At 59.6% G+C, this 18456-nt stretch carries 13 protein-coding genes; 7 read left to right on the plus strand and 6 right to left on the minus strand.

Annotation, left to right across the window (positions count from 1 at the left end):
* Positions 1–6 precede the first annotated feature (6 nt).
* The 6 genes from HYI44_RS22120 to HYI44_RS22145 form a co-directional block, all read right to left on the minus strand.
* Entirely contained in the window at positions 7–1017 is a 1011-nt protein-coding gene (locus HYI44_RS22120; protein ID WP_122837487.1) for an ABC transporter permease subunit, read from the minus strand.
* 74 nt (positions 1018–1091) lie between these two features.
* On the minus strand, positions 1092–2687 hold the full coding sequence (locus tag HYI44_RS22125) for an ABC transporter substrate-binding protein (protein WP_225570540.1): 1596 nt from the start codon (positions 2685–2687) through the stop codon (positions 1092–1094).
* Between the two features lie 78 nt (positions 2688–2765).
* Positions 2766–4181, minus strand: coding sequence for an OprD family porin (locus HYI44_RS22130; RefSeq protein ID WP_122837489.1), 1416 nt, complete (start codon positions 4179–4181; stop codon positions 2766–2768).
* Between the two features lie 172 nt (positions 4182–4353).
* A complete protein-coding gene (locus HYI44_RS22135) occupies positions 4354–5955 on the minus strand; it encodes an ABC transporter substrate-binding protein (RefSeq protein ID WP_122837490.1) in 1602 nt (533 codons plus the stop codon).
* A gap of 302 nt (positions 5956–6257) precedes the next feature.
* Complete coding sequence (locus tag HYI44_RS22140; RefSeq protein WP_122837491.1) at positions 6258–7883, minus strand: ABC transporter substrate-binding protein; 1626 nt, start codon at positions 7881–7883, stop codon at positions 6258–6260.
* Positions 7884–8354: 471 nt separating this feature from the next.
* Complete coding sequence (locus HYI44_RS22145) at positions 8355–9071, minus strand: SIMPL domain-containing protein (protein WP_225570541.1); 717 nt, start codon at positions 9069–9071, stop codon at positions 8355–8357.
* A gap of 314 nt (positions 9072–9385) precedes the next feature.
* Here HYI44_RS22145 and HYI44_RS22150 point away from each other — a divergent pair, with 314 nt between their 5' ends.
* The 7 genes from HYI44_RS22150 to HYI44_RS22180 all read left to right on the plus strand — a co-directional run bounded on the left by HYI44_RS22150 (position 9386) and on the right by HYI44_RS22180 (position 18450).
* Positions 9386–10648 (plus strand): ATP-binding protein, encoded by a 1263-nt coding sequence (locus tag HYI44_RS22150; RefSeq protein WP_045061486.1) that lies wholly within the window; start codon positions 9386–9388, stop codon positions 10646–10648.
* Positions 10641–11207: a response regulator transcription factor gene (locus HYI44_RS22155; RefSeq protein WP_045061485.1), complete on the plus strand. Its 567-nt coding sequence runs from the start codon at positions 10641–10643 to the stop codon at positions 11205–11207. Before HYI44_RS22150 ends, HYI44_RS22155 begins: the two co-directional genes overlap by 8 nt.
* Positions 11208–11304: 97 nt before the next feature.
* Positions 11305–13032, plus strand: a complete 1728-nt coding sequence (locus HYI44_RS22160; RefSeq protein WP_122837493.1) for an ABC transporter ATP-binding protein/permease — start codon at positions 11305–11307, stop codon at positions 13030–13032.
* Positions 13033–13221: 189 nt separating this feature from the next.
* Entirely contained in the window at positions 13222–13971 is a 750-nt protein-coding gene (locus tag HYI44_RS22165) for a FadR/GntR family transcriptional regulator (protein WP_205940042.1), read from the plus strand.
* 520 nt (positions 13972–14491) lie between these two features.
* The gene (gene kdgD / locus HYI44_RS22170; RefSeq protein ID WP_045061482.1) at positions 14492–15403 is read left to right on the plus strand and encodes a 5-dehydro-4-deoxyglucarate dehydratase; all 912 of its coding nucleotides are present in this window, start codon (positions 14492–14494) and stop codon (positions 15401–15403) included.
* Between the two features lie 59 nt (positions 15404–15462).
* A complete protein-coding gene (locus tag HYI44_RS22175) occupies positions 15463–16908 on the plus strand; it encodes an aldehyde dehydrogenase family protein (protein ID WP_225570542.1) in 1446 nt (481 codons plus the stop codon).
* A gap of 168 nt (positions 16909–17076) precedes the next feature.
* Positions 17077–18450 (plus strand): MFS transporter, encoded by a 1374-nt coding sequence (locus HYI44_RS22180; protein ID WP_225570543.1) that lies wholly within the window; start codon positions 17077–17079, stop codon positions 18448–18450.
* Positions 18451–18456: the final 6 nt, after the last annotated feature.

Genomic DNA, 18456 nt, shown 5'->3' on the forward strand with positions numbered 1-18456 from the left:
ATGATCTCAGCGCTGGTGACGGATGCGTGGGTTGGCAAAGCCGTAGAGGATATCCACTACGAAGTTGACCAGAATCACCAGGCAGGCGATTAACAGGATGCCGTTCTGCACCACGGGATAGTCCCGCGCGCCAATGGCTTCGATCAGCCATTTGCCGATGCCGGGCCAGGAGAAGATGGTTTCGGTCAGGACCGCACCGGCCAGCAGCGTGCCGACTTGCAGGCCGACTACCGTCAGTACCGGAATCAGTGCATTGCGCAGGCCGTGCACGAATACCACGCGCGATGGCGACAGGCCTTTGGCGCGGGCGGTGCGGATGTAGTCTTCGCGCAGCACTTCGAGCATCGAGGAACGGGTCATCCGCGCAATGACCGCCAGTGGGATGGTGCCGAGCACGATGGCAGGCAGGATCAGGTGGTGCAGCGCATCGAGGAACGCACCGACGTCATCGGCCAGCAGCGTGTCGATCAGCATGAAGCCGGTACGCGGCTCGATGTCATAGAGCAGGTCGATCCGTCCGGACACCGGGGTCCAGCCCAGGGACACCGAGAAGAACATGATCAGGATCAGGCCCCACCAGAAGATCGGCATCGAATATCCCGCCAGGGAGATGCCCATCACCCCATGGTCGAACAGGGATCCTCGCTTGAGTGCCGCGATCACCCCGGCCAGCAGGCCCAGGATGCCGGCGAACAGCAGGGCGGCCATGGACAGTTCCAGGGTCGCGGGGAAGAGTGAAGTGAATTCAGTCCAGACGCTTTCCCGGGTGCGCAACGATTCCCCGAGATCGCCTTGAGCCAGTTTGCCAATGTAATCCAGGTATTGGGCATACAGGGGTTTGTTCAGACCTAGGCGTTCCATTGCCTGAGCATGCATTTCCGGGTCGACTCTGCGTTCGCCCATCATGACTTCCACGGGGTCGCCAGGGATCATGCGAATCAACGCGAAAGTCAGCAAGGTGATGCCGAAGAACGTGGGGATCAATAACCCCAATCGGCGGGCAATAAAACTAAACATCTTGTGGTGTACCTCATCAGCCGGTTAGGCGTGCCTGGTGTCCCTGGAGTCAGGGACACCGGGAGTTTTCTTATCTACTTCACCTGGGTAGTGGCGAAGTTATTAGTGGTGAGAGGGCTGATGTGATAGCCCTCTACGTTCTTGCGCATTGCGGTAAACATACGGGTGTGGGCGAGGGCGATCCAGGGTTGATCCTGGTTAAAGATCGCCTGCGCCTGCTCATAGAGCGCCGCACGTTCATCGGGGTTCACTTTGACCCGGGCTTCGTCGAGCAGGGCCTGAAACTTCTCGTTGCACCAGCGCGCGTAGTTTTCGCCGTTTTTGGCCGCCTCGCAACTGAGCATAGGCGTCAGGAAGTTATCCGGGTCGCCGTTATCGCCCGCCCATCCGGCGGCCACCATGTCGTGCTCGCCGTTTTTGGCGCGCTTGAGCATTTCGCCCCACTCCATGACACGGATGTCGATCTTGAGGCCGATCTTGGCCAGGTCGGCCTGCATCATCTGCGCGGCGAGCATCGGGTTGGGGTTGGTCGCGCCGCCGCCGTTGCGGGTAAACAAGGTCAACACGGTGCCTTCAGGCACGCCTGCTTCCTTGATCAGGGCACGCGCCTTGTCGAGATCACGCGGCGGGTTCTTCAGGCTGTGGTTGTAGCCCAGCAGGGTGTCCGGGTACGGGTTGACCGCCACGGTGGCATTGCCCTTGCCAAACAGCGCGTTGACCGCCGCTTCCTTGTCGAAAGCGATATCAATGGCTTTGCGCACCCGCACATCGCTCATGTATTTGTGCGAAGTGTTCATGGCAATGTACGAAACGGTCATCGCGTTGAGCTCATCAACCTTGAGGTTGGTGTCTTTCCTGATGCTCGGGATGTCGTCCGGTTTCGGATACAGGGCGATCTGGCACTCGTTGGCCTTGAGCTTTTGCAGGCGCACGTTGTTGTCGGTGGCGATGGCCAGGATCAGGGCATCAGCCGGTGGCTTGCCGCGGAAATAGTCCGGGTTGGCCTTGAAGCGAACCTGGGCGTCCTTGTTGTAACGCTGGAACACAAACGGGCCGGTGCCGACCGGCTTGTTGTTGAGGTCGCCCAGCTTGTTTGCCTTGAGCAGCTGGTCGGCGTACTCGGCGGAGTAGATCGAGGCGAACGCCATGGCGATGTCGGCCAGGAATGGCGCTTCGCGACGGGTCAGGGTGAACTTGACGGTGTTGTCGTCAATCTTCTCGACGCTTTTGAGCAGTTCCTTGAAGCCCATGCTTTCAAAGTACGGGAAGCCCACGCTCGATTGTTTGTGCCACGGATGATTCGGGTCCAGCTGGCGCTGGAAGCTCCAAAGCACGTCGTCGGCATTCATTTCGCGGGTCGGCTTGAAATAGTCGGTGGTGTGAAACTTGACGCCTTTGCGCAGATGGAATGTGTAGCTCAGGCCGTCTTCGCTGATGTCCCAGGATTCGGCCAGTGCCGGAACCACTTCGGTGGTGCCAGGCTTGAAGTCCGCCAGCCGGTTGAAGAGCGTCTCGGCTGCGGCGTCGGCGGTGACTGCAGTCGTGTACAGGGCCGTGTCGAAGCCTTCCGGACTGTTTTCGGTACACACCACCAGGGGCTTGGCCGAGACGCCAACAGCGACACTCAGCAACGCGGCCGCAATGGCCGCACGTAGGGGAAGCATTTTCATCGAGAACCCTCTGCAATCGGTTTAAAGACAAAAGCCCAACGGCCGATTCATCGTTGAATCAGCCGCAGGGCAGGTGCATTACAGAATGTTGAACGGGATGGTGGTCACGAGGCGGAACTCGTTGATGCTGCCATCAGCCTGGTTTTCGCTGGCACGGTGCGCGGTGTAGGTCGCGCGAATCGCGGTGGCCTTGAGCGGGCCGCTTTGTACTGCGTAAGCAGCACCGATGCCGTACTCGTAATGGTGTTCGCCGTCCATGGACTGCACGCCGTCGTAGCCGCCACCCTTGTAGTGAGTGCCGTCGATGCCCCAGCCGCGAGCCTGGTAGATGTTGAACTTCAGGCCTGGCACGCCGTATTCAGCCATGTTCAGGCCATAGGCGATCTGGAAGGATTTCTCGTTCGGGCCGTTGAAGTCCGACAGCAGGGAGTTGGCCAGGTAGATGCCGTTGGTTTCGTGCAGGTAATCGAAGTACTCGTTACCGTTCACTTCCTGGTAGGAGAAGGTCAGGCTGTGGGCCTGGTGGGTCAGACCGAGCGACAGGGAGTAGGTGTCGTTGTCGATTTCGCCCAGCAGTTTTTTGCCTTCGTCGACGGTCTTGTAGTAGTTCAGACCAGTGGTCAGGCTCAGTACCGAGCTGTCGCCCAGCACGTGGCTGGCGCCGAAGTAGTACTGGTTCCACAGGTCTTCGGCCTGGGTGCCCCAGAGGCTCGTAGTCAGGCTGGCGAATGGTGTGTAGGTGATGCCGGCGGTGTTGACGTGATCGGCTTCGGCACTGGAGTCGCCGTATTCGGAGCGGAACTTGCTCAGGCTTTCTTCGGTACGCGGAGAGTTGCGATCGAAGGTGGCCAGGTCGAAGGACAGGTTGTTCAGTTCTTCGCTGTGGATCGCGATCCCTTCGAAGCTCGAAGGCAGGGCACGGTTGCCGATGACGTCGACCTGCGGGCTGCTGAAGTTCATGCGCCCGGCGGTCAGGGTGGTGTTGGAGACGCGCGCCTTGACGTTGGCCAGGCCCAGCTTGCTCCACTGGCCCTCAGCTTCGCCGCCTTCGCGGGTCAGGGTGCGGTTGTTGCCCGCGCCTGGACGAGTACCCGGTGCGCCACCGTTGTTGGATGCCAGGTTCTCGCGATCACGTTCCAGGGCAATGGCGTTGTAGGCCGCGACTTCAGTGCTGAAGCCGACGGTGCCTTCGGTGAAGCCAGAGTTGTACTTGATGATGGTGCCTTGCACCCAGTTGATCCGGCGATCAGTCTCGGTCGAAACGCCGTCTTTGCGGTAGGCGAACTTGCCACCGCGTTTGAGCTGTTCATTGGCGTACCAGTTACGGGTCGTGCCACTGATGGACTGGCCTTCGACGAAGCCTGTGGCTTCAGCTTGAGCGCTTTTGGTGTTGACCGTTACCGGGGTGAATTCCTGGCTCTGAGTCTCGGCGTAAGCCGTGGCGGTGATGCTACTGATGGCCAGGGCCAACAACGCGGTGCTGCTCAGTTTCATGGGTAAAGCTCCTTGGTTTCTCTTTTTTTATACCGGCCTTTTTTTGTGGTCCGGCTATTTGGTTTGGAACTCTTTTCGCTTGGCAAACGTTTGCATTACGCCAGATCGACGAATAACGGCAATACGCTTGCTTGGGGGCGGAATCCGCCCCCCGCGTTTTTCGGCTAATCGGTTATTTTTCTATGCTGACACCCGAGAACACGTTGCGACCGAAAGGGCTGACCTTGAACCCTTCGATTTTGGCGCTCAACGGCTGGTTGACCGTCGAGTGGGCGACTGGCGTGATCGGCACTTGCTGCTTGAGCAATTGCTGCGCCTGCTTGTACAGCACGGTGCGCTGGTCGCGATCGGTGACGATCTTGGCCTGCTTGATCAGCTTGTCGTAAGCCGGATCACACCACATGGAGTAGTTGTTGCCACCGATGGCATCGCAGCTGTAGAGCGTGCCGAGCCAGTTGTCCGGGTCCCCGTTGTCACCGGTCCAGCCGATCAGGCTGATGTCGTGCTCGCCATTCTTGGTGCGCTTGATGTACTCGCCCCATTCGTAGCTGACGATCTTCACCTTGAGGCCGATTTTTGCCCAGTCGGCCTGGAGCATCTCGGCCATCAACTTGGCGTTGGGGTTGTAAGGGCGCTGCACGGGCATCGCCCACAGGGTGATTTCGGTGCCTTCCTTGACGCCGGCGGCCTTGAGCAACTCACGGGCTTTTTCCGGGTTGTAGGCGGCGTCCTTGATAGTCTCGTCGTAGGACCACTGGGTTGGCGGCATGGCGTTGACCGCCAGTTGCCCGGCGCCCTGGTACACGGCGTTGAGAATGCCCTGCTTGTTCACTGCCATGTCCAGCGCCTGGCGCACTTCAAGCTGGTCGAATGGCTTGTGTCGAACGTTGTAGGCGATGTAGCCGAGGTTAAAACCGGGCTTCTCGATGAGCTTGAGTTTCGGGTCGTTTTTCAGCGCGGTGACGTCGGCAGGGCGCGGGTGCAGGGTGATCTGGCATTCGTTGGCCTTGAGCTTCTGGACCCGCACCGAGGCGTCGGTGTTGATGGCGAAAATCAGGTTGTCGAGTTTGACCCGGCTCGGGTCCCAGTACTGCTTGTTGCCGGTGTAGCGAATGTTGGAATCTTTCTGGTAACTCTTGAATACGAACGGCCCGGTGCCGATCGGCTTCTGGTTGATATCGCTTGGTTTGCCGGATGTCAGCAGCTGGTCGGCGTATTCGGCGGACAGGATGGCGGCGAAGCTCATGGCGATGTTCTGGATGAACGCGGCGTCGACGCTGTTAAGCGTCATGACCACGGTCAAAGGCCCGGTCTTTTCGACCTTGGCAATGTTCTTGTTCAGGCTCATCCCGTTGAAATACGGGAATTCGGTTGGATAAGCCTGACGGAATGGCTGCTGCGGATCGAGCATGCGGTTGAACGTGAACAGCACGTCATCGGCGTTGAAATCACGGCTCGGGGTGAAGTACTTGGTGGTGTGAAATTTCACGCCTTCACGCAGGTGGAAGGTGTATTTCAGGCCGTCTTCGGAAATATCCCAGCGGGTGGCCAGGCCAGGTACGACATTGGTCGCGCCTTTTTCGAACTCTGCCAGGCGGTTGTAGAGCGGTTCGGCGGCGTCGTTGTCGGTCGCGGTGGTGTACTGCGCGGTATCGAAGCCAGCGGGGCTGCCTTCGGAGCAGAACACCAGGCTGTCACTGGCAGCCTGGCTAATGGACGTGGCGGCCAACAGGCCGGTGCCCAGCAATGCGGATAAAACCAAGGTATGGCGCATGACGCTCCCTCTGTTCTCTGAGTATTTTCGACAAGCCTCGTTCCGACTGGGGACGTGGGGTCTTATCGAGCGCAATCCATTTACGTGAAGCAAAACCGAGAGCCCACGCATGAGCTGGTCGAACTCCGACGGTATGAGCCATCGGGCCGGCAGTAAATGCGTAGAGTCCTAAACATTCGTAGGAAAAGTAGACGCGTCCTGCGCCGGCGCTGGAGTCAGCGTCGGACATGGATGTAGGTTATTTCCTACTCTCTCGGTAGATACAACAACGGCGACGTCATTGACGTCGCCGTTGTTGAACCTTATTTGCTGACGCTGACGCCGTAGAAGGAATTCAAGCCAAATGGGCTGATCTTGAAGTCCTGCACGTTGGCGCGCATGGGTTGATACACCGTCGAGTGAGCGATAGGTGTCATTGGAACAGCGTCCTTGAGGACGTGTTGTGCCTGTTTGTACAGTTCGGTGCGCTTGCCTTGATCGGTGGTGCGCTTGGCTTCCTTCACGAGGCCGTCGAATTTCTTGTCGCACCATTTCGAGAAGTTGTTGCCGCTCAGCGAGTCGCAACCAAACAACACGTTGAGCCAGTTGTCCGGATCACCATTGTCACCGCTCCAGCCAATGATCATCGCCTGGTTCTCGCCACCTTTGGAGCGCTTGATGTACTCGCCCCACTCGTAGCTGGTGATCTTCACGTTCAGACCGATTTTCTTCCAGTCGGACTGGAGCATTTCGGCCATCAGCTTGGCGTTCGGGTTATACGGACGCTGTACCGGCATGGCCCACAGGACGATTTCGGTACCTTCCTTGACGCCGGCTTCCTTGAGCAGCTCCTTGGCTTTCTCAGGGTCGTACTTGGCGTCCTTGATGGTGGTGTCGTAGGACCATTGGGTCGGCGGCATGGCGTTGACGGCCAGTTGACCCGCGCCCTGGTAAACCGAGTCGATGATCTGCGGCTTGTTGACCGCCATGTCCAGCGCCTGGCGCACGCGCAGGTCAGCCAGCGGGTTGGCCTCGTTGCTGCCCTTGACCTTGTCCATCACGTTGTAGGCGATGTAGCCCAGGTTGAAACCAGCCTGGTCAGGCATCTTCAGCGCCTTGTCTTCCTTCAGCGCCTTGAGGTCAGCCGGACGCGGGAACAGAGTGACCTGGCACTCGTTCTTCTTCAGCTTCTGGATACGTACCGACGGGTCAGTGGTGATGGCGAAGATCAGGTTGTCGATCTTGACGTCTTCAGGCTTCCAGTAGTCCTTGTTCCCGGTGTAGCGGATGTTGGAGTCTTTCTGGTAGCTCTTGAACACGAACGGGCCGGTGCCGACCGGTTTCTGGTTGATGTCGGCAGGCTTGCCGTCCTTGAGCAGCTGGGCAGCGTACTCGGCGGATTGCAGCGAGGCGAAGCTCATGGCCATGTTCTGGATGAACGCAGCGTCGACTTCTTTCAAGGTGAATTTGACGGTGTGATCGTCGACTTTATCGATCTTGGTGATGTTGGTGTCCATCCCCATGTCGGTGAAGTACGGGAATTCGGTCGGGTATGCTTTGCGGAACGGGTCGTCCTTGTTAATCATGCGATTAAAAGTGAACAGCACGTCGTCGGCGTTGAACTCACGAGTGGGCTTGAAGTACGGGGTGGTGTGGAACTTCACGCCTTCACGCAGGTGAAAGGTGTACGTCAGGCCATCGTCAGCGATGTCCCAGCTGGTCGCCAGACCAGGAATCACGGCGGTGCCGCCGCGCTCGAACTGGGTCAGGCGGTTGAAAATGGTTTCTGCAGAGGCGTCGAAGTCGGTTCCGGTGGTGTACTGACCAGGATCAAAACCGGCCGGGCTCCCTTCGGAGCAAAACACCAGGTTAGTCGCCGCTTGGGCGAAAGGTGCGGCAGCTAACAAGCTGGCGCCGACTAAAAACGGAATGACCGCGTGTTTGAGCATGGTGGCCTCATGATTTGTTGTCATTTTTGGAATTAGAGGACGACCTCGTGAGTCGTGCCTGCGGATACTTATGCAGGGGCCATACCCAATGCAAGATGCAGGGGGGCCACAAGCATTAAACAGTGGCACGAACGTACCTTAATGTCGCATATGTGTAAATTGACGCGCATTTGACCGTTTGCGCAGGTTTTTTTCGGTGCATATCGCGCACCCGCGTGGAGCAATCGAAGGCTGAGGTGCACCCGGTTGGCGCGCGGTGTTACTTATTTATACCCTCGCCATCGGCGCATCTGGCATATCCCACGGATGCGGCATATTTCGCGCACGCGGCGTAATCGACATATTCCACGTATGCGGCCTGATCGACGTATTCAGCGCAGGAGCTGCCGATGGCTGCGATCTTTTGATCTTTAAGGCAAAGTCAAAAGATCGCAGCCTGCGGCAGCTCCTACAAGGGGCAATCAATGCGGTTTAAGGCATCAACACTTCAATCGACCCATCTGCCGTCATGTTGACCTGGCTGGTGCCAGCCTCAACTTCCGGGGTCACCGGAGCGGCGTCCATGCTGGCGGCTTTCATCATCATCGGCCCGCGCATGTACGGTTGTGGATAACCGTTGCTGTTGAGGTTCAGGTTAACGATCTTGTAGCTTTTTCCGCCCAGGGCGTCAGTTGCCAGCTGGGCGCGGGCCTTGAAGGCGCTGACCGCGTCCTTGAGCAGCGCGTCTTCACTGGCCTTGCGCGTTGGCGTGGCGATGGCGAAGTCCATGCCGGCCATTTTCAGGTCGGTGAGCAGTTCGCCGGTGAGCTTCGACAGGGCGGCGAAATCGGAACTTTCCAGGCGCAGCTCGGCGCGTTCACGCCAGCCGGTGATTTTCTGGCCCTTGGTATCGTAGACCGGATAGCTGTTACGGCTGCCCTGGCGCAGAGTGATGTCCTTGACCTGCTTGGCCTGGGCCAGCGACTTGTTCATGGTAGTGCTGATGTCGGCGGCGAGTTTGGCCGGGTCGGTGTTCTGCTCTTCTGTATAAAGAGTCACGATCATCAGGTCGCGGGCCACTTCCTGGCTGACTTCGGCGCGCAGGGAGATCTGGTTGTAATGCAGCTCGTCGGCGGCCAGGGCCGGCAGGCTGGCGACGGTGCCAACACTAAGGGCAAGAAGGGCGGCGCTGCGGCGGAAAGTGTGCATGAAAACTCCTTGGACGGTGCGCAGGGGTTAAGGTCCGAGCCTGCGTGAAACCATCAGACTCTAGCTTTAATGATCCGGTTCGCACAGTTACAACTTCTATACAGATCGAAGGCGACCGCTGCGCGGTCAATCGCGAGCAGGCTCGCTCCCACAGAGATTGCATCTTAATGTGGGAGCGAGCCTGCTCGTGATAGCGGTCTAATAGACGCCACCGTTCTTTCTGCCATGTGGCCGTTTGCCGCACTTTTGCCTGCCAGCCCCCGCGCTTGGTTATACTCATGGCGATCCGCCTGGAGCGCTCATCAGGAGAGCTCATGCTCGCCCCCGTTCAAATCACTTCCGCGACTCGCCAGAACCTCTGGCGGCTGACGTTCATTCGTACTTTGGTACTTGCCGCCCAAGCTGGTTCCGTGGGCCTGGCTTACTGGTTCGACCTGCTGCCGCTGCCCTGGTTTCAGCTGGCCGCGACCCTCGGCTGCTCGATGCTGTTGTGCGCGTTCACGGCCATTCGCCTGCGCACCTCCTGGCCGGTCACTGAGCTCGAATACGCCGTGCAGCTGGCCTGCGACCTGTTTATCCACAGTGCGCTGCTGTATTTCTCCGGCGGTTCGACCAACCCCTTCGTGTCCTATTACCTGGTGCCGCTGACCATCGCCGCCGTGACGTTGCCCTGGCGCTATTCGGTGATCCTGTCCGGCATCGCATTGACCATGTACACCTTGCTGCTGGCGCGGTTCTATCCCCTGCAGACGTTCCCCATCGCCCGGGAAAACCTGCAGGTTTACGGAATGTGGCTGAGCTTCGCCCTGGCCGCGGCGGTGATCACCTTCTTCGCCGCGCGCATGGCCGAGGAGCTGCGTCGCCAGGAAGAGTTGCGCGCCATTCGGCGAGAAGAGGGCCTGCGCGACCAGCAACTGCTGGCCGTTGCGACCCAGGCCGCCGGCGCCGCCCACGAACTGGGCACGCCTTTGGCCACCATGAGCGTGCTGCTAAAAGAGATGCAGCAGGATCATCCCGACCCGATGTTGCAGGATGATCTGAAGGTGCTGCAGGATCAGGTGAAACTCTGCAAAGAAACCTTGCAGCAACTGGTGCGCGCCGCCGAAGCCAATCGTCGCTTGGCCGTGGAGATGCAGGACGTCACCGACTGGCTCGACGAGGCCCTGAATCGCTGGCACCTGATGCGCCCCGAAGCCAGTTATCGCTTCCAGCGGCTCGGCCAGGGCGCCGTGCCCCGCATGGCGCCACCGCCGGACCTTACCCAGGCCTTGCTGAACCTGCTGAACAACGCCGCCGACGCCTGCCCGGAAGGGTTGCAGGTGACGCTGGACTGGAATGCCGAGGACCTGACCATCAGCATCCGCGACCACGGTGCCGGTGTGCCGCTGGCCATCGCCGAGCAGATTGGCAAACCGTTTTTTACCACCAAGGGCAAAGGTTTCGGCCTGGGCCTGTTTTTGAGCAAGGCCAGCGTGACACGCGCCGGCGGCTCAGTGAAACTCTATAGTCATGAGGAAGGCGGCACGCTCACCGAGCTGCGCCTGCCCCGTGTCGCCCGAGGAGACGAACATGAGTGACGATATCCAAGTCGAAGGCGAAGGCGAAGAACTCCCGCATTTGCTGCTGGTAGACGACGACGCAACCTTTACCCGCGTGATGGCCCGCGCCATGGCCCGTCGCGGCTTTCGCGTCAGCACCGCCGGGTCCGCCGAGGAAGGCCTGACCATCGCCCAGGCAGACCTGCCGGATTACGCCGCGCTGGACCTGAAAATGGACGGTGACTCCGGCCTGGTGCTGTTGCCCAAGCTGCTGGAGCTTGACCCGGAAATGCGCGTGGTGATCCTCACCGGTTATTCGAGCATTGCCACCGCCGTCGAGGCGATCAAGCGCGGTGCCTGCAACTACCTGTGCAAACCGGCCGATGCCGATGACGTCCTCGCCGCACTGCTGTCCGAGCACGCCGACCTCGACACCCTGGTACCGGAAAACCCGATGTCGGTGGACCGCTTGCAGTGGGAACACATCCAGCGGGTGCTGACTGAACACGAAGGCAACATCTCCGCCACTGCCCGCGCCCTGGGCATGCACCGGCGTACTCTGCAGCGCAAATTGCAGAAGCGCCCTGTCCGTCGCTGAACCGGTGCTGAACAATTGTTGTCACACCGCGTTGCAACACGAGCCGATCATCTATGATCGGTTCGTGTGATGTTCTTTTTTCCAATGAGCCTTTTCCATGAATCAGAACGCTGAGTACTCCGCGGTCAATGATGCTGTGCGCGGGCAGTTTTTTCGCAAAGTCTGGGCGATGATCACGCCTTACTGGCGCAGTGAAGAGAAGGGCAAGGCCTGGACGCTGCTGATCGCCGTGATCGTTCTATCGCTGGTCAGCGTAGGCATTTCGGTGTGGTTCAACACCTGGTACAAGGATTTTTACAACGCCCTGCAACAGAAGGATGAGGCGGCATTCTGGCGGTTGATCCTGTATTTCTGCGCGATCGCGGCCGTCGCGATTGTCGGCGCGGTTTATCGGCTGTACCTGACGCAGATGCTGACCATTCGCTGGCGGGCCTGGCTGACCGAAAAACACTTCGCCCGCTGGCTGGGCCACAAGAATTACTACCACCTTGAGCAAGGCGGCTACACCGATAACCCGGACCAGCGCATCTCCGAGGACCTCAACAGCTTCACCTCCAACACCCTCGAGCTGGGGATTGGCCTGCTGCGCAATATTGTCAGCCTGGTGTCGTTCTCGATCATCCTTTGGGGTGTGTCGGGCAGTATCGAGGTCTACGGGTTTACCATTCCCGGCTATATGTTCTGGTGCGTACTGGTGTATGCCGTGATCGGCAGCTGGCTGACGCATTTGATCGGTCGTCGCCTGATCGGCCTGAACAACAACCAGCAACGCTTCGAAGCCGACCTGCGATTTTCCATGGTGCGCATTCGCGAGAATGCCGAAAGCATTGCGCTGTATAACGGCGAGCCCAATGAAAATCGTCGTTTGAGCAGTCGCTTCGGCCTGGTCTGGCACAATTTCTGGGACATCATGAAGGTGTCCAAGCGCCTGACGTTCTTCACGGCCGGTTATGGCCAGGCAGCCATCATCTTTCCCTTCATGGTCGCGGCACCGCGCTACTTCGCGGGCAAGATCGAGCTCGGGGAGCTGATGCAGATCAGCTCGGCGTTCGGCAACGTGCAAGAGAGTTTCAGCTGGTTTATCAGTGCGTACCAGAGCCTCGCGGCCTGGCGCGCCACCTGTGATCGCCTGCTCAGTTTCCGTCAGGCCATGACCGAGAATGAGCAAAAGCCGCAGGCCATCGACGTGCAGAATTCGGGCTCGGCGTTAAAAGTACACAACCTGGGGCTGGATCTTGCTGATGGTCGCCACCTGCTGGCCGACGCCGACATGACGGTGGAGGAGGGTGACCGAGTGATGATCAGCGGCCGCTCCGGCAGTGGCAAATCGACGCTGCTGCGGGCGATGGGGCATTTGTGGCCGCGGGGCCATGGCAGCATCCGCCTGCCGGCCGAGCGGTACCTGTTCCTGCCGCAAAAACCCTACCTGCCGATTGGCACCTTGCGTGAAGCGCTGAGTTATCCACAGGTCGCCGAGACGTATCCGCAAGAGCGTTACGCCCACGTGCTGGAAGTGTGTCGCCTGCCGCACCTGTTGGGACGCCTGGACGAACCCAATCACTGGCAGCGCATGTTGTCACCGGGTGAACAGCAACGCCTGGCGTTTGCCCGCGCGCTGCTTTATGCGCCTCAGTGGCTGTACATGGACGAGGCAACGTCGGCGATGGATGAAGAGGATGAAGCCTCGCTGTATCAGGCGCTGATCGACGAGATCCCGGGCTTGAGCATTGTCAGCGTCGGCCACCGCAGCAGCCTCAAACGCTTCCATCCGCGCCATGTGCGTATCGACAATGGCCACCTGGTGGAGCAACCAGTCACCGCCTAGACGCAGATATCCCTGTAGGAGCGAGCTTGCTCGCGATGGTCTTGAGGACGCGACGGCAAGCCTGTTGCCGCGTGTCATCGTTGACCACCATCGCGAGCAAGCTCGCTCCTACAAGGGGTAGAGGTGATCGTACAACCGCGTTGAGCTATGATGCGGTTTCAACCGAATTTTTCGAGACCGATGTTCACCATGGAAAACCCGATCGCCACACCACGTCTCCCTCGCAAGCGCCGTAGCCTCGCTCAGGAACTGGTGACGGTGCTGTCCGAGCAGATCCGCGACGGTCATCTCAAACGCGGTGACAAGTTGCCGACCGAGTCGGCGATCATGGACGCCCATGGCGTCAGTCGCACCGTGGTGCGCGAAGCCATTTCACGGTTGCAGGCTGCCGGGCAGGTGGAAACCCGCCATGGCATCGGTACTTTTGTGCTCGATACCCCAAGCCCGAGTGGCTTTCGCATCGATCCCGCCACCGTGGTCACCCTGCGAGACGTGCTGGCCATCCTGGAGTTGCGCATCAGCCTCGAAGTAGAGTCTGCCGGGCTTGCCGCGCAACGCCGCAGCGCCGAGCAGTTGGCCCTGATGCGCGCCGCGCTTGATGCCCTGAACGAAAGCGCTGCCCATGCCAGTGACGCCGTGGCCTCGGACTTCCAGTTTCACCTGCAGATCGCCCTGTCGACCGGCAACCGCTACTTCACCGACATCATGACGCACCTGGGCACCAGCATCATTCCGCGCACCCGCCTCAACTCGGCGCGGTTGGCTCACGACGACCAGCAGCATTACATGAGCCGCCTGAGCCGTGAGCACGAAGAGATCTACGACGCCATCGCGCGCCAGGATTCCGATGCGGCACGGGCCGCCATGCGCCTGCACCTGACCAACAGCCGCGAGCGGCTGCGCCACGCCCATGAAGAGGCAGAGGCGCAGCGGGGCTAAACCTGACGGGAGCAGGGCGTGCTCGCGATGGCGGCGGCACCTCCACTATCGACGCGACAGGACACTGCGATCGCCAGCAGCCGCACTCCTGCAACAGGCATGAGTGAAACCCGGTTCTGTGTCCATCGACGCTCCCTGTGGGAGCCGGGCTTGCCCGCGATGGCGGCGGCACATCCACTATCGACGCGACAGGAACACTGCGATCGCCAGTAGCCTCACTCCTGCAACGGGCATGAATGAATCCGGTTGTATGTCCGTCGACGACCCCTGTGGGAGCCGGGCCTGCCCGCGATGAGGCCAGCGATCATCCCGCGTCGGCTCTGAAGTAACATCCTCGGACAACCTACCTCTCAGCCGTAGCTATCCAACGCCCATCCAGCTGCAGGTTTTCTCACTTATTCCCCTCCTGACGATGAAATGCAGTTGACGATTAAATTTTAAGTTGTACGATGACCTACAACTCGGCGAAGGCTGAACGGTTTTCCAACAACAATACGTCGCTACCCAGGGTGTTCGAATAATGAATCCACAAGAACTGAAGTCCATCCTCTCTTCCGGCCTGCTGTCTTTTCCGGTAACCGATTTTAATGCCCAGGGCGATTTCAATCGCGCTGGTTACATCAAGCGCCTTGAGTGGCTGGCACCTTATGGCGCCTCGGCCTTGTTCGCCGCAGGCGGCACCGGTGAGTTCTTCTCCCTGGCGGCCAGCGAATACTCGGAAATCATCAAGACTGCCGTCGACACCTGCGAAACCAGCGTGCCGATTCTGGCGGGTGTTGGCGGTTCGACCCGTCAGGCCATCGAGTACGCTCAAGAAGCCGAGCGCCTGGGCGCCAAAGGCTTGCTGCTGCTGCCGCATTACCTGACCGAAGCCAGCCAGGACGGCGTTGCCGCCCATGTTGAAGCCGTGTGCAAATCGGTGAACATCGGCGTGGTGGTTTACAACCGTAACGTCTGCCGCCTGACCGCACCGCTGCTGGAACGCCTGGCCGAGCGCTGCCCGAACCTGATCGGCTACAAGGATGGCCTGGGCGACATCGAGTTGATGGTGTCGATCCGTCGCCGCCTCGGCGATCGCTTCAGCTACCTGGGTGGTTTGCCGACCGCCGAAGTGTACGCCGCTGCTTATAAGGCACTGGGCGTGCCGGTCTACTCCTCGGCGGTGTTCAACTTCATCCCGAAAACCGCGATGGATTTCTACCACGCCATTGCCCGCGAAGATCACGCCACCGTTGGCAAGATCATCGACGACTTCTTCCTCCCTTACCTGGACCTTCGTAATCGCAAAGCCGGTTACGCAGTGAGCATCGTCAAGGCCGGGGCAAAAATTGCCGGCTATGACGCAGGTCCTGTACGTGCGCCGCTGACCGACCTGCTGCCGGAGGAGTACGAAGCTCTGGCTGCGCTGATCGACAAGCAGGGCGCGCAATAACAATCGATTGAGCAAGGCCGCTGAGCAATCAGCGGCCTTTTGCGTGAGGAGATAGATCCGTGGCAGATACAAAGCGTTTCGACAATTACATCAACGGCGAATGGGTCGCCGGCAGTGATTACTGCGCCAACATCAACCCGTCCGAGCTGACCGATACCATTGGCGAGTACGCCAAGGCGGACCTGGCCCAGGTCCACGCCGCCATCGACGCCGCTCGCGCTGCGTTTGCGGCCTGGTCCACTTCGGGCATTCAGGCTCGTCACGATTCGCTGGACAAAGTCGGCACTGAAATCCTCGCCCGTCGCGAAGAGCTCGGCACCCTCCTGGCACGGGAGGAGGGCAAGACCCTGCCTGAAGCCATTGGCGAAGTGACCCGCGCCGGTAACATCTTCAAGTTTTTCGCCGGTGAAACCCTGCGTCTGTCCGGTGATTACCTGCCGTCGGTGCGTCCGGGTGTCCACGTCGAAGTGACCCGCGAAGCCCTGGGCGTGGTCGGGCTGATCACCCCGTGGAACTTCCCGATCGCGATCCCTGCCTGGAAAATCGCCCCGGCCCTGGCCTATGGCAACTGCGTGGTGCTCAAGCCCGCTGACCTGGTGCCGGGTTGCGCCTGGGCCCTGGCCGAAATCATCTCCCGCGCGGGCTTCCCGGCCGGCGTGTTCAACCTGGTGATGGGCAGCGGTCGAGTGGTTGGCGATGCGCTGGTGCAAAGTCCGAAAGTCGATGGCATCAGCTTCACCGGTTCGGTGGGCGTGGGTCGGCAGATCGCAGTCAGCTGCGTGTCGCGCCAAGCCAAGGTGCAGCTGGAAATGGGCGGCAAGAACCCGCAGATCATTCTTGACGACGCCGACCTCAAGCAAGCGGTCGAATTGTCGGTGCAGAGCGCGTTCTACTCCACCGGCCAACGTTGCACCGCTTCGAGCCGCTTCATCGTCACCGCCGGGATTCACGACAAGTTCGTTGAGGCCATGGCCGAGCGCATGAAGTCGATCAAGGTTGGACATGCGCTGAAAACCGGCACCGATATTGGTCCGGTGGTCTCCCAGGCGCAGCTTGAGCAAGACATGAAGTACATCGACATCGGCCAGTCCGAGGGTGCGCGCCTGGTCAGCGGCGGCGGCCTGGTGACCTGTGATACCGAAGGCTACTACCTCGCGCCCACCTTGTTTGCCGACAGCGAAGCGGCGATGCGCATCAGCCGCGAAGAGATTTTCGGCCCGGTGGCCAACATTGTTCGGGTGGCCGATTACGACGCCGCGCTGGCCATGGCCAACGACACCGAGTTCGGTCTGTCGGCGGGCATCGCCACCACTTCGCTGAAGTACGCCAACCACTTCAAGCGCCACTCCCAGGCCGGGATGGTGATGGTCAACCTGCCGACGGCTGGCGTGGATTACCACGTTCCATTCGGCGGGCGTAAAGGTTCATCCTATGGCTCCCGCGAGCAAGGTCGCTACGCGCAAGAGTTCTACACGGTCGTGAAAACTGCCTACGTCGTTTCCTGATCCACCGCTGTAACTGTGGGAGCTGGCTTGCCAGCGATAGCATCACCGCGAAAGTGACTGACACTGCGCGGTGCCTGCATCGCGGGCAAGCCCGGCTCCCACAGGAAATCAGCGCCTACAGAACACCGTTATTACCCGCATAAAAATAATCAGTGGGAGTACATCTACATGCAAGCGACCAAGCCGACCCACGTCCGCTATTTGATATTGCTCATGCTTTTCCTGGTGACCACCATCAACTACGCCGACCGGGCAACCATTGCCATTGCGGGCTCCAGCCTGCAAAAAGACCTCGGCATTGATGCGGTCACCCTCGGTTACATCTTCTCTGCATTCGGTTGGGCCTACGTGGCCGGGCAAATTCCCGGTGGCTGGCTGCTGGATCGTTTCGGCTCGAAAAAAATCTATGCACTGAGCATTTTCACCTGGTCGCTGTTTACCGTGCTGCAGGGTTATGTCGGCGAGTTCGGCATGTCCACGGCGGTTGTGGCGCTGTTCATGCTGCGCTTCCTCGTGGGCCTGGCTGAAGCACCTTCTTTCCCCGGCAACGCGCGCATCGTCGCGGCCTGGTTCCCGACGGCGGAGCGCGGCACCGCTTCGGCGATCTTCAATTCGGCGCAATACTTTGCCACCGTGCTGTTCGCGCCGCTGATGGGCTGGATCGTCTACAGCTTCGGCTGGCAGCACGTATTCATCGTGATGGGCGTAATCGGCATCATCTTCTCGGGCATCTGGCTGAAAGTGATCTACAGCCCGCGTCAGCACCCGATGATCAACGAAGCCGAATTCAAGCACATCGCCGACAACGGCGGCATGGTCGACATGGACCAGGACAAAGGCAAAGGCAAAGGCGCCAAGGCTGACGGACCGAAGTGGGACTACATCCGCCAATTGCTGACCAACCGCATGATGCTCGGTGTCTACCTGGGCCAGTACTGCATCAACGGCATCACCTACTTCTTCCTGACCTGGTTTCCGGTATACCTGGTGCAGGAACGCGGCATGACCATCCTCAAGGCAGGTTTCATTGCCTCGTTACCGGCCATCTGTGGCTTTATCGGTGGTGTGCTCGGCGGGGTGATTTCCGATTACCTGTTGCGCAAGGGGCACTCACTGACCTTCGCTCGCAAGGCGCCGATCATTGCCGGCCTGCTGGTCTCCAGCAGCATTGTGGCGTGCAACTATGTCGATGTTGAATGGATGGTCGTCGGCTTCATGGCCCTGGCTTTCTTCGGCAAAGGCGTCGGTGCGCTGGGTTGGGCAGTGGTGTCCGATACGTCGCCCAAGCAGATTGCCGGTCTGAGTGGTGGCCTGTTCAACACGTTCGGTAACATCGCCTCGATCACCACGCCGATCGTGATCGGCTACATCATCAGTTCCACCGGCTCGTTCAAATGGGCCCTGGTGTTCGTCGGTTGCAACGCACTGGTTGCGGTGTTCAGCTACCTGGTGATCGTCGGTCCGATCAAGCGCGTGGTGCTCAAGGAACCGCCGGTGAGCGGTCCTGAAACGCATAATAAATTGTCCCAAGCGCATTCCTGAGGAGCG

The sequence above is a fragment of the Pseudomonas sp. Y24-6 genome (genome assembly GCF_020295325.1).
Classification (GTDB): domain Bacteria; phylum Pseudomonadota; class Gammaproteobacteria; order Pseudomonadales; family Pseudomonadaceae; genus Aquipseudomonas; species Aquipseudomonas gregormendelii.